General features: G+C 44.1%; 14 protein-coding genes. 3 read left to right on the top strand and 11 right to left on the bottom strand.

Features of this window, described 5'->3' with window-relative positions:
* Nucleotides 1–78: 78 nt before the first annotated feature.
* Entirely contained in the window at nt 79–933 is an 855-nt protein-coding gene (ubiA, locus tag JC606_RS21960) for a 4-hydroxybenzoate octaprenyltransferase (protein WP_008224247.1), read from the bottom strand.
* Nucleotides 934–1,473, bottom strand: coding sequence for a chorismate lyase (locus tag JC606_RS21965; RefSeq protein WP_198779447.1), 540 nt, complete (start codon nt 1,471–1,473; stop codon nt 934–936).
* A 161-nt stretch (nt 1,474–1,634) separates the two neighbouring features.
* Here JC606_RS21965 and JC606_RS21970 point away from each other — a divergent pair, with 161 nt between their 5' ends.
* Nucleotides 1,635–2,042, top strand: a complete 408-nt coding sequence (locus tag JC606_RS21970) for a flagellar basal body-associated protein FliL (RefSeq protein WP_004740536.1) — start codon at nt 1,635–1,637, stop codon at nt 2,040–2,042.
* A 72-nt stretch (nt 2,043–2,114) separates the two neighbouring features.
* On the opposite strand, the gene glpG is transcribed toward JC606_RS21970, so the two are convergent.
* From glpG to ftsY, 6 genes are all read right to left on the bottom strand, one after another.
* On the bottom strand, nt 2,115–2,957 hold the full coding sequence (glpG, locus tag JC606_RS21975) for a rhomboid family intramembrane serine protease GlpG (protein ID WP_198779448.1): 843 nt from the start codon (nt 2,955–2,957) through the stop codon (nt 2,115–2,117).
* A gap of 48 nt (nt 2,958–3,005) precedes the next feature.
* Nucleotides 3,006–3,326 (bottom strand): thiosulfate sulfurtransferase GlpE, encoded by a 321-nt coding sequence (glpE, locus tag JC606_RS21980; protein ID WP_004740534.1) that lies wholly within the window; start codon nt 3,324–3,326, stop codon nt 3,006–3,008.
* A 425-nt stretch (nt 3,327–3,751) separates the two neighbouring features.
* A complete protein-coding gene (gene rpoH / locus JC606_RS21985; protein WP_004740532.1) occupies nt 3,752–4,609 on the bottom strand; it encodes an RNA polymerase sigma factor RpoH in 858 nt (285 codons plus the stop codon).
* Nucleotides 4,610–4,786: 177 nt separating this feature from the next.
* Entirely contained in the window at nt 4,787–5,755 is a 969-nt protein-coding gene (ftsX, locus tag JC606_RS21990; RefSeq protein WP_004740530.1) for a permease-like cell division protein FtsX, read from the bottom strand.
* The gene (ftsE, locus tag JC606_RS21995) at nt 5,745–6,419 is read right to left on the bottom strand and encodes a cell division ATP-binding protein FtsE (RefSeq protein WP_004740528.1); all 675 of its coding nucleotides are present in this window, start codon (nt 6,417–6,419) and stop codon (nt 5,745–5,747) included. Before ftsE ends, ftsX begins: the two co-directional genes overlap by 11 nt.
* 77 nt (nt 6,420–6,496) lie before the next feature.
* A complete protein-coding gene (gene ftsY / locus JC606_RS22000; RefSeq protein WP_198779449.1) occupies nt 6,497–7,744 on the bottom strand; it encodes a signal recognition particle-docking protein FtsY in 1,248 nt (415 codons plus the stop codon).
* A gap of 230 nt (nt 7,745–7,974) precedes the next feature.
* Here ftsY and rsmD point away from each other — a divergent pair, with 230 nt between their 5' ends.
* Together rsmD and JC606_RS22010 are read left to right on the top strand one after the other, a co-directional pair.
* Entirely contained in the window at nt 7,975–8,577 is a 603-nt protein-coding gene (rsmD, locus tag JC606_RS22005; protein WP_004740525.1) for a 16S rRNA (guanine(966)-N(2))-methyltransferase RsmD, read from the top strand.
* Between the two features lie 10 nt (nt 8,578–8,587).
* Nucleotides 8,588–8,854: a DUF1145 domain-containing protein gene (locus JC606_RS22010; protein ID WP_004740523.1), complete on the top strand. Its 267-nt coding sequence runs from the start codon at nt 8,588–8,590 to the stop codon at nt 8,852–8,854.
* 79 nt (nt 8,855–8,933) lie between these two features.
* Here the strand turns inward: JC606_RS22010 and JC606_RS22015 are convergent, their stop codons facing one another.
* The 3 genes from JC606_RS22015 to JC606_RS22025 all read right to left on the bottom strand — a co-directional run bounded on the left by JC606_RS22015 (nt 8,934) and on the right by JC606_RS22025 (nt 10,637).
* Nucleotides 8,934–9,518, bottom strand: a complete 585-nt coding sequence (locus JC606_RS22015; RefSeq protein WP_061034238.1) for a YhgN family NAAT transporter — start codon at nt 9,516–9,518, stop codon at nt 8,934–8,936.
* Nucleotides 9,519–9,689: 171 nt separating this feature from the next.
* Nucleotides 9,690–9,926 carry a YecH family metal-binding protein gene (locus tag JC606_RS22020; RefSeq protein ID WP_008221868.1) on the bottom strand — a complete coding sequence of 79 codons (237 nt, stop codon included), beginning with the start codon at nt 9,924–9,926 and terminating at the stop codon, nt 9,690–9,692.
* 90 nt (nt 9,927–10,016) lie between these two features.
* On the bottom strand, nt 10,017–10,637 hold the full coding sequence (locus tag JC606_RS22025; protein WP_198779450.1) for a lysoplasmalogenase: 621 nt from the start codon (nt 10,635–10,637) through the stop codon (nt 10,017–10,019).
* Nucleotides 10,638–11,573 lie beyond the last annotated feature (936 nt).

The raw sequence follows: 11,573 nt of genomic DNA on the forward strand, positions 1-11,573 counted from the left end.
GAAGTACATCGAGCGTTTTAGTCAATCAAGTGTCAACCCATATCAGGACGGGTCATGCTCTTGTTATCAAACCATCGCTTACCAAAAAGTGATGAACAAACCGATGGTGACGGCCATTCCTACATAATTGTTATTAAGGAAAGCCTGGAAGCATAAATCTCTATCGCGATGACGCATCAGGTGTTGTTGATAAACAAACAAGCCGCCTGCTACCAACAATGCCCAATAGAAGGTGTCACCTAGGTGGTAATGCATGCCTAATGCAATCAACATCGCTAAGGTCACTAACTGCAGCGAGCCAACAATCAGTTTGTCAAAACGGCCAAATAAAATCGCCGTCGATTTAATACCAATCTTCAGGTCGTCATCTCGATCAACCATCGCATATTGCGTGTCGTAAGCAATCGTCCACAACGCGTTAATCACGAATATAAACCAAACGATACTTGGTAGCTCATTGGTTTGTGCAGCCCATGCCATTGGAATAGCCCAGCTAAACGCCAAACCAAGGAACAACTGTGGAAGGTGCGTAAAACGCTTCATGAAAGGGTAAATGAAAGCTAGGCCCACCCCAATGAAAGATAGCTTAATGGTCAGCGGATTCATAGTCAGTACTAACAAGAATGAAATCACGGCTAGCACTAAAAAAAGGATAACGGCTTCTTTACTCGACACCAGACCTGACGGCAGTGGGCGCTGCTTGGTACGCTTTACATGACCATCCACCTTACGGTCAGCAAAATCATTAATCACGCAGCCTGCTGAGCGCATTAGTACAACACCCAACACAAATACGACCAAGACATCCAAATCTGGCATACCTTGTGCGGCGATAATCAACGACCATAACGTAGGCCAAAGGAGTAACAAGGTACCAATCGGGCGATTCATTCGCGTTAATTGCCAGTACGCTTTCGCTTTGGTGGCAAGCATTTACACACTCTCCTTAGAGTAAATGGGTGATGTTGGTAAAAACAGTTCTGCTACAAGCATCGGTTTATGGTTCATCCATAATCGAGAGCGGCGTGCGAGTAATCGTTCGTCGCCAGCGATAACCCAACTGACTTGCAGCGCGTCTCGCTCGACGTTCTCCGCACTAAAAACGGTCAACCCTAACGGGACATTACCTTGTTGAGAAAGGTCTGAATGCTGATCTTCTAATGTCACTCGAGGAATTAAGGTTCGGCCTAATACCCATGGTTCATCATCCCCATTCAAAATTACTTTGCGAAGTAAGCAATCAGACGATGATAAAAGGTGCTGCTCATCTTGTTGCACAATTGAGCGTTCTACAACTTGATTGTGAAGCAACTCCACAGACAGATGTTGGCAACACTTACCCAACTTACGGGAAAGAGAACCTTGCTCCATCAGCCACTCTTTGGTTGTTTCATTAGGAAAATCAAATGTTTCTGTACTTTGCCAATCTACATTCATTAAAGAATTAAGATACAGCGATATTGGCTGATTCATACTAGTATTCAATAGGTGACTTTACACGTACAATAAAGCTTCAACTTTCGAACAAAATTAAAGCGTCTTCGAATTGTAAACGTATTTAGATTTAGACCGTTCATTGTAACAAGACTAATGCGTTTCGAATATCGCGAATAAACTAAAGAAAAGTCACAAATATGCACAAACGTTATGTAGCCCAAATATTTCTTGCGATTACTCTACTCTTTTCAGCATCAAGTTTCGCAGAAGAGGAATCGGAACCTAAACTAGCCTACTTCACGCTAGAACCAGACCTGACCACCAATTTTTACACTAAAGGTAAAAAACTGGGCTACATTCAAGTTCGTCTCGATATCATGGTGGCGAATAGCAAAGATTTAGCAACCATCGAGCATCACCAACCATTGATTCGTGATGCAGTAATCGAGCTATTGGGCAAACAAAACGAAGAGACGATTAAGTCATTGTCCGGTCGTGAAGATTTAAGAAAAACGTTAGTTGAGCATCTCAACAAGATTTTACTTCCAGAGACGGGCAAAACCCTGATTGCGGATTTGCTGTTTACCAAATACCTCTATCAGTAACAGCGGGTATAAAACGAATCTAAAAAAAGCGGCTCATTTGGCCGCTTTTTTTGTTTCTATCGATGCTAGGAACTAACTTCTTGCCGATTTCGGCGCTTTCATTGAATCAACGAAACCGATAATCACACCCGCCGCTAGACCCGCTAGGTGAGCGGTATTGGCGATCGCCATAAATGGCTGCATGTACCCAAGTACCAACCACACCAGCATAAAGCCAACGATCTGTCTTGGGATTCCCAAACCAAGTTGCGGTGCTTTTTCGCCCACCACCCACAGGTAGCCAACCAGGGCATACACAACACCAGATAAGCCACCGAAGTTGGCCCCTTCAACCCAGTATTGCCCAGCTCCCGACAACGCCGAAGAGACTGCAAAGATCTGAAGTAGCTTAAGACCACCTAACTTTTTCTCAATATCTCCACCCAGTTGCCACCACCACAGAATATTGAAAGCGATGTGCATAACCGAGAAATGAAGCACGGCATGACTCAACCAACGCCACAATTGCCACTGCTGTCCGTCCACCGCAGGGAAGTGCAACGCATTGAAAATCGCTTGGCCAAAACCGATCTGCTGAAGTGCAAAAATCACCACGCACACCAACATGATGCTAAGTGTCACAGGGCCGGCCTTGGCTTTAATCATCCCCATGAAGCTAGGCGTGTGATAATGGAAGTGACTCTTTCTAGTCTCAGCCATATCCCAAGAGGCCGCTTGGTAGCGTTTATGATTGGGTTCCGACAAGAAGCGGTTGAGCTCCGCTTCTGTTTCAACTTGAAACTGGCCATCAAGCAGCCAAAGCGCAAAGCGCCCTTCTCCTTCAGGTGAAAGCTGAATAGGGATCTGGCGAGAAGCCATGTAATCAATAAATGCTTGAGCAAGACGTGGATTGTCTAACACCATCAATCTAATCATTGTTATTTCCTATTCATGCTATGAGAGATGTTTAAGCGATAAAGGTCATTAGCCAGCAATCACAGGAAGTTCAGCACGGTGCCATGCTTCGAAGCCACCATCAACACTATATACCTCTTCAAAGCCTTGGTTCACTAAATATTGTGCCGCACCTTGGCTACTAATGCCGTGGTAACACATTACCAAAATAGGTTGTTCAAACTCCACCTCATCCATAAACGAGACCATAGTGTCGTTTGTGAGGTGATAAGCGGTTTTTGAGTGAGCAACCGCGAAAGATTGCGGGTCGCGGATATCAACAAGTCGAGCTTGGCCTTGTTCAATAAGGGCCTGAGCACCTTGCACGTCGATATGTTTAAACTGGTCCATGACTTTCTCTTTTTATACTGATTTACTTTGCTGCCATTGTAACCTATCCCAAGGCTAACAATCACATCCACTTAATAAGGTTATCCACCAGCGATCACTTTTACACCATTTGTGGATAAATCTGTGAATTGCGTGAATAAAGTGCCTTTGAAAAAATAGATCCACAACATGTAGTGATGATCCTGATCTAACTGTGGGTTAACTAAAACATATCCCCACTCAAAAAACACGCTCAAAGCCTTACTACACCCTGCTTTTAGACAGCTGACGAATAAACTTGTCACAGAGTTATCCACAAAATCATTTTGCAAATTACGATCACAAAAGTTGAGAATTCGATCCAAAACAAAAAGGCCGAGATCTCTCGATCTCGGCCTTTTCAAAATTCAGTTTTTTGCTAGCTACTATTTAGAAACTAAGTGCTGTTAGAAATCGCCAACGGCTTGTTTCAATTTCTTCATCGCATTCTTTTCTAACTGGCGAACACGCTCTGCAGAGATACTGTAGGTATCCGCTAAGTCTTGTAGTGTTGCTTTATTGTCGTCTAACCAACGTGAGCGAACAATGTGTTGGCTACGCTCATCTAGGCTTGCTAGTGCTAGACCTAAACGGTTATTGGTGTGAGACTCCCAGTTAGATGCTTCAACCGTTTCAGCAACGTCTGACGCTTTATCTTCTAGGTAGTAAACCGGAGCTGTGTAAGCAGAACCGCCGTCATCGTCATCCATTGGTGCTTCAAACGTTGCATCTTGCGCTGCCAAGCGAGATTCCATCTCACGAACTTCAGAGGGCTCAACACCCAGTTCACGAGCGACTGTCTCAACTTCACCGTTATTAAACCAACCTAAACGCTTTTTAGATTTACGAAGGTTAAAGAACAGTTTGCGCTGTGCCTTAGTTGTCGCAATCTTAACGATACGCCAGTTACGCAGAACGTACTCATGAATCTCAGCTTTGATCCAGTGAACTGCGAAAGAAACCAATCGAACGCCAACCTCTGGGTTGAAACGCTTAACGGCTTTCATTAGACCGATGTTACCTTCTTGAACGAGATCAGCCATAGGCAGCCCGTAGCCAGAGTAACCTCTTGCAACGTGCACCACGAATCGTAGGTGTGAAAGGATCAAGCCTTTCGCAGCGTCGATCTCACCTTTGTAATGTAATCGCTCTGCAAGTCCACGTTCCTCTTCAGGGGTCAGCATTGGGTAGCTGTTCGCTGAGCGGATATAGCTGTCTAAACTATCTTGTGTGACTAAAGCCATTTGATACGCTTGGTTTGCCATTCGGTTCCTCATCAATCTCTGATCTGGAGTAGTACATCTATTAAAACCCGACAATCTTGAACCTAAAATGAACAGGTTTCAAGAAGGGGGAAGTAATTATGCATAATCAATTCGTCTATACAAGGCAAAAACTGGTTAAGAAGTGCCTATTTTTCGTCTAAATATGACTCTATTCACCTAAACTGGTTCAATTTCTTTTAGGTGACGCTGTGCAGAAAGCTTCGCAGCCACACTACCCAGCAGGGTTCCAACGATCAAAAGCAATAAAGATTCATCCCAGCTTAGGCCAATTAAACGGAAGTGGCTGTCGTAAAGCTGAGCCAAGTCATCCACCGCGCTGTTCAGTAATACGGTAATTAATGCCGTCATTACCCACGCGCTAACCGAACCTAATACACCGAACCACATACCAGAATATAAATATGGTCGAAGAATGTAGCTGTCGGTGGCACCAATCAGCTTCATGGTTTGAATCTCTTCTTTATGCGCCAACACATTAAATCGTAGTGTGTTGCCGATAATCAAAAACACAGCGCCTAACATCAATACCGTTAAGGTAATCACAATGACAGCGGCTAGCGCTTTAATCGCGTCTAATCTTGCTAACCAATCTTCGTCCAAACGAACATCGGTCACTAATTCTTGTTTTTTAACTTGGCCTGCCAGCTCTTTGATTTGAGCATCGCTTTGTACGCTTGGCGTTATCACTAACACACCTGGCAGTGAATAATCGTCGAGAATAGTTAGGGCATCATCAAAGCCAGAATACTGGCTGAGGTCAGCAAGCCCTTGTTGAGGTGAAATGTACTCCACCAGCTCAACTTGATCCCAACTCTCGATTTCATCTTTAAGCACCATCACTCGAGGCTCGGGAATACCATCCTCTACATAAGCACTAATTTGTGACGGGCTTGTGACATCTTTTGCCACTTCACCTACGTTTTTGCCTAGTAGGTACAAACACGCAGGCATTGCTAAAGCCATAGAGATAACCGCAAGGGTCAGTAAGTTGCCCAACGGACGTTGCCACATCTGAGAGAACGATGATTTAGCTTGTTTCCAATGCACCACGAAGAAACCATCACTTGAAGTGCGGTTTGCAGCGCGATTAGATTGAGGTTTTTTGATGCGCTTATTAGCGGCCATAGTCTTCAACCTCACTCAAAAAGCCTTGGTTTAATTCAAGATGACGGTATTGAGGGCGAGTGTTCACTAACCCGATATCGTGCGTTGCTAGGATGATAGTCACACCGGCACGGTTAAACTCTTCAAACAATCGCAAAACGCGGTTAGATAACTCAGGGTCTAGGTTACCCGTTGGCTCATCCGCAAGCAGCAGAGTTGGACGGTTGACCACAGCACGGGCAATGCCCACTCGTTGCTGTTCACCACCAGAAAGCTGGCTTGGCAAACAGCGTGCTTTATCTAATAAGCCAGTCTTGTCCAACGCAGCACTGACTCGGCGCTTTATTTCATTTTCAGAAATAGATTCGATACGCATAGGCAGAGCAACGTTATCAAAGATAGAGCGGTCCATCAGCAGGCGGTGGTCTTGAAAAACAATCCCGATATTACGGCGTAAGAATGGGATGTCTTTAGCAGGAATACGAGTGATATCGTGATCGTTGAACCAGACACGCCCATCAGTCGGGCGCTCAATCGCGCAAATCAACTTCAGCAAGGTACTTTTACCTGCACCGGAATGCCCGCCTAAAAATGCCATCTCTCCACGTTTGAGATGGAAGTCCACTTTTTGGAGTGCTTGGCGTCCGCCTCGGTAGGCTTTGCTCACTTGCTGAAATTTGATCACCGAAAATTCCTCTTACGATCACTAATATCAAATTTAAAACGATAGCAGGTTAGGGATAAACCACTTTGCTACTCGCGTTACTCTTCGCGGCTAAATAGAGCTTCAATGAAGTCTTTTGACTCAAATGGACGCAAATCATCAATACCTTCACCAACACCAATGTAACGAATTGGAATCTGGAACTGGTCGGCAATTGAGAAAATCACACCACCTTTCGCAGTACCGTCTAACTTAGTTAGCGTAATACCGGTTACTGGTGCAACTTCACTGAACAGTTTCGCTTGGCTGATAGCATTCTGACCTGTACCAGCGTCAAGTGTTAGCATGATTTCGTGCGGTGCAGAGTCATCAATCTTCTTCATGACACGAACAATCTTGCGTAGCTCTTCCATCAGGTTGCTCTTGTTCTGCAAACGACCCGCTGTATCGGCAATCACAACATCCACGCCACGAGCTTTAGCAGCTTCAATCGCATCGTAGATAACAGATGCACTGTCTGCGCCTGTGTGTTGAGCGATAACCGGCACATCGTTACGCTGACCCCAAACCTGAAGTTGCTCAACAGCTGCGGCACGGAAAGTATCACCCGCCGCTAGCATCACTTTCTTGCCTTCGTTTTGGAATTGTTTCGCTAGCTTACCGATAGTGGTTGTCTTACCAACACCATTCACACCAACCATTAAGATAACGTAAGGCGTTTTCGTAGTATCAACCACTAATGGCTGTTCCACTTGGCTTAAGATGTCTGCCATCTCTTCTTTCAGCAGACCATAAAGCGCTTCGCCATCTTTTAGGTCATTGCGAGATGCTTTTTCTGTCAGGTTTTCAATGATCTTAACTGTGGTGTTCATGCCCACATCCGCGATCAGCAGCTGCTCTTCTAGTTCTTCAAACAGATCATCATCGATTTTCTTGCCTTTGAACAAACCAAAGAAGCCTGCACCAATGTTTGCTTTAGTACGGCTTAGGCTACGCTTAAGGCGAGCAAAGAAGCTTTCTGTTGGCTTCTCTTGTACTTCTTCAACCTGAGCTTGAGGAACCACTTCTTGTTCCTGTTCTGCTTCTGCTTCTGCTTCTGCTTCTGCTGCGACAGGTTGCTGCTCATCTTGAGCCTCTTCCAGAGTTTGCTCTGACTCATCAGGCTGAGATTCTACTGACTGAGCGGCTTCCGCTTCAGGCGCGACTGGTTCAGCCTCGACTTGTGATTCAACTTCAGTTTGATCTTCAACGTTTTCTACGTTCGCTTCATTCTGAGTTTTTGGGCTTTGTTCTTCTTCACCAAAACCAAGCCACGATAATAATCCGCGCTTCTTTTTTTCCGTCATCAGAGGAGTTTCCTAGATCTACTAATTAGCTGTATTGGCTTAATGCACGTCGACTCTTTGCTATTGTTATACAATACAAGCTTGTACAAACGAATAGTAAAGAAAAATGACAAAGCAGTGATAAGTTTGCTTTTAGCTTGATACACTTTGTCATTGCAAATTTATTTAATACTCGAACCAACTTAAATTGGGCTCGGTATAGTATCACTTTATTAGCGGTCAAAAAATCTATGGTAAGACGTCGCCAGCAAAACACATCACAAAAAAAGCCTTCCGGTGGCTTTGTTCGAATTATTAGTGGTTCATGGAGAGGTAGAAAGCTGCCCGTTCATGATTTAGAAGGCTTACGCCCAACCATTGACCGAGTAAAAGAGACACTCTTTAACTGGGTCGCACAAGATATCCCAAATTCGACCTGCTTAGATGTATTTGCAGGTTCTGGTGGTTTAGGTTTTGAAGCAGCTTCTCGCCAAGCAAAAATGGTGACACTGCTCGAAATGAATCAAAAGGCCGCTAAGCAGCTTTCTGATAATGCTAAAGAGCTCAAAGCAGACAACATCAATGTGGTAAATACTGATGCTATATCTTTCCTCAAAAAGCCAGGAACACCTTACGATGTGGTATTCCTTGATCCACCATTTCGTAAAGGCTTGCTAGCAGAGACGGTACAGCTACTTGAGAGCAATGGCTGGCTTGCGGACGACGCGATTATTTACGTCGAAACAGAGAAAGAACTCAAGCTAGAAGCGATGCCAGAAAACTGGGAGCTGCACCGCGATAAGACAACTGGCCAGTCGAGCTACCGACTGTTCAACCGAATCACTGAAGAATAGGAATGATTGAATGAATATCTTGCTTCCATTAGCCAAAGCCGCTATCGCCTTTGTATGGTTTGTGTTGATCGTCAACATTTTCCATCCGTTCCCTGGTAATGCCGCAATTGCGCTTTACATCATGACAGCGTTCTTGTTCTTTATGCACGGCTTACAGATGCTGATCTTTATCGGTGCCTTCGGCGATAAAATCGAAATGACGCGTTGGGAAAAATGGTCCATTCTGATTTTTGGAATCTTCGCCCTACTCGATATCCGTCGTAAGTACATGATGTAATCGAAAGCTGTTACCAAGCAACAGATACCAAAACGCCGCTCAGTTGAGCGGCGTTTTTTATTGAATAATGATAACGCTACTAAGACATGTAACCCTTCACACCGTCTAAGAACATTTGAGTCGACAGCATAACAAGTAACAAACCCATCAGGCGCTCGATCGCTTTCAGCCCTCTCTCACCTAATACACGCAAGAAGAAACCATTAAACATCAAAATGAAGAAGGTAGCGCCCCACGCCAGCATTACAGCGGCTGAAAGCTCAAGCATGTTGTCTGGATGTTGTGTCGCAAGAAGAATCAATGCGGCAATAACAGACGGACCAGCAATCATTGGGATCGCCATCGGCACGATAAACGGCTCTTCACCTGCAGCAAGCCCTGTAATACTGCCTGCGCTCGGGAAAATCATCTTAATCGCGATGATAAATAGAATGATACCGCCAGAGATGCTCAAGGTTTCAGGCTGTACGTGTAGGAAGTTCATGATGCTTTGACCCGCAAACAAGAACAGGAGCAAGATAACCAGTGCGAACATCAGCTCACGAATCAGAACAATACGGCGACGCTTCGGATCAATATGCTTAAGGATAGAGAGCACGATTGGCAGATTGCCAAGCGGGTCCATGATAAGAAACAGCATGGTTGCTGCAGATAAGATTTCCATAAGTTTGTCTCGAAAAGCGAAGGTGCGCGGAGTATAGCAGCCTCAACATTGATTTTCGAACGCAGTCATCAGCAGACTAACTTATGTCATTGCAGCACGTTAACGAGAACAAACAGGTAAGAATAGACAGAGCGGATACCACAAATGCATCCACTCTCAAATCACTCAAGATTAGTGATTACACACACGCTCGCGATTCGTGCACAGCTTGTCATCGACAAGCACGACCTTTTCCATCTTCAGGAAAAACTTCAGCAAGCCATCCAGATCGAGACCATTAAGCTTACAAGTATGGAAACGAGCTTCAGTGCCATACATCTGAGCCAGTTCTTGTGTCAGCTCTTCTCGAGTCAGAGGCTTTTCACTGAGTAGGTTTAAAACGTTGTGTGCGTGAATTTCGGTAGTCATAACTCAATCTCATGTTTAATGAATTACACGTAGAGTACCGAGTTTGAGTGAAGCTGCCTTGATATAGCTCAGGCTTGGAGACGCTCTACCCTAAATGGTCAGAGAGGCGACGATAAGCGCATGGGCGAGAAAGTAGCTGCCCGTTACCCAGAAGTAAGCACTTTTGATTGGGCTGCGGTAACAGTTAAGTGCATAAGCCAGTGCCGAGAGCAGCAATACGCTACAACCTGCAAATCCAGCCGCGTGCGATAACTTAGGGTCAAGCAACCAAACCTCACCAGAAGCCCAAGTTAACTGAATAAGTACAATCCCCATAATCACAACTGGGAAAACAAGTTTATCTAGACGTGGTAGCAGTAAGAAGAAAGCCACAACACAAGCAGCCAAGAGTAAGGCGAACAACCACCAGACCATTTCTCCAGACAGCTGCAACCAAAAGGCTTTGCTATAACAGAGTTGAGCTAGCAGAAAGCAAACAAAATATAGGGGACGTTTTTGCGTGAGGGTGTGAAATACATCTGCGATCGCCGAGATCGCCAGGCCAGCAACGACCCAATACGTATAGTCAGCAACAACAGACTGAGTTAAAGCAATGATCGCTAATAATACAAAGGTAAATACCTTATACGATAAGGCCTGACCGATATGTCCTTGTTTCGTTCCTGCTACTGCTCCGATACCAGATAAGGAAACCGCTAACCAACTCCACATACCACTTGCCCTATTACTTTAAATCGTCGCCAGTCTAGGCACACGAATATTGATGTAAAGCCTCAGCCCCTCAAAATTGGATCTTGATTACGCTTCCACTAAAAAGAACACCTTTAGATTGAAGTCGTCGCAATTAACGATTCGAGAATGGTGATTCGTTTAAAACTGCAGCAAATCATTATAAAACCCTCTTAAACTTCGCTTAGAGAAGCCAGATCCCATTTTAACCTAGTTATTCTCTTAAGATTTCCTTCTTCGCCCCTAAAAAACGCCCATTATCGACTTTAAAAAGTAAAATAAAAAACAGACAAGTCATTTATTAACAGATACTTAGACATAAAAAACATAGATTAACTGGAAAATAAAAACGTCATTCCAACCTAGACTTATAAAGTGGGAAAGTTACTTTTCAAATGACTAGTTTTGTCAGTTTTTTTCAAGCCCCATGTAAAAACCACCACAAAAATCAAAGCAAAAACCTTAAAAACCACCAAATTCCCACCCACAAAGCACCAAGCCTCATTAATACAATTTAACAACCATTAACAATATAAATCAAACAAGACAACCATTACAAAACAACAACTTAAATCAACTTAGAACAAACATAAATCACAACGAACAAAATAAGAACACACCAAAAACCACACTTAAACACTCCAAAAAAAGCCATATGGCAATACTTTTCTACTACTTTTGGGGCCTTCGAAAGTAATTCTTGATCTAAAGCCATAAGTAGTGCTATTCTTTAAAACATAGCGAGAGACAACCAAATTTAGGAGTAGTGTTATGATTTCATCTTCGCAAAGACAAGGACTTGTAATGATCGCGGTAGTTGTTGGTCTAATGACACTACCGATGATGTACTAAGCAAGTTACAGATAAAAAAAGGTTCATCGCGGCTTTCCGGGGAAAGCCGCTTTTATCTTCAAGAAG

It is taken from the genome of Vibrio sp. IB15, from assembly GCF_016406055.1.
Classification (GTDB): domain Bacteria; phylum Pseudomonadota; class Gammaproteobacteria; order Enterobacterales; family Vibrionaceae; genus Vibrio; species Vibrio chagasii.

Excerpts from the sequence above, each read along its gene's own strand:
- JC606_RS22015 (WP_061034238.1), bottom strand. The coding sequence starts at position 9,518 with ATGGAAATCTTATCTGCAGCAACCATGCTGTTTCTTATCATGGACCCG.
- JC606_RS22010 (WP_004740523.1), top strand. The coding sequence starts at position 8,588 with ATGAATATCTTGCTTCCATTAGCCAAAGCCGCTATCGCCTTTGTATGG.
- rpoH (WP_004740532.1), bottom strand. The coding sequence starts at position 4,609 with ATGGCAAACCAAGCGTATCAAATGGCTTTAGTCACACAAGATAGTTTA.
- JC606_RS22025 (WP_198779450.1), bottom strand. The coding sequence starts at position 10,637 with ATGTGGAGTTGGTTAGCGGTTTCCTTATCTGGTATCGGAGCAGTAGCA.
- ftsY (WP_198779449.1), bottom strand. The coding sequence starts at position 7,744 with ATGACGGAAAAAAAGAAGCGCGGATTATTATCGTGGCTTGGTTTTGGT.
- JC606_RS22020 (WP_008221868.1), bottom strand. The coding sequence starts at position 9,926 with ATGACTACCGAAATTCACGCACACAACGTTTTAAACCTACTCAGTGAA.
- JC606_RS21970 (WP_004740536.1), top strand. The coding sequence starts at position 1,635 with ATGCACAAACGTTATGTAGCCCAAATATTTCTTGCGATTACTCTACTC.
- ubiA (WP_008224247.1), bottom strand. The coding sequence starts at position 933 with ATGCTTGCCACCAAAGCGAAAGCGTACTGGCAATTAACGCGAATGAAT.
- JC606_RS21965 (WP_198779447.1), bottom strand. The coding sequence starts at position 1,473 with ATGAATCAGCCAATATCGCTGTATCTTAATTCTTTAATGAATGTAGAT.
- rsmD (WP_004740525.1), top strand. The coding sequence starts at position 7,975 with ATGGTAAGACGTCGCCAGCAAAACACATCACAAAAAAAGCCTTCCGGT.
- ftsX (WP_004740530.1), bottom strand. The coding sequence starts at position 5,755 with ATGGCCGCTAATAAGCGCATCAAAAAACCTCAATCTAATCGCGCTGCA.
- glpE (WP_004740534.1), bottom strand. The coding sequence starts at position 3,326 with ATGGACCAGTTTAAACATATCGACGTGCAAGGTGCTCAGGCCCTTATT.
- glpG (WP_198779448.1), bottom strand. The coding sequence starts at position 2,957 with ATGATTAGATTGATGGTGTTAGACAATCCACGTCTTGCTCAAGCATTT.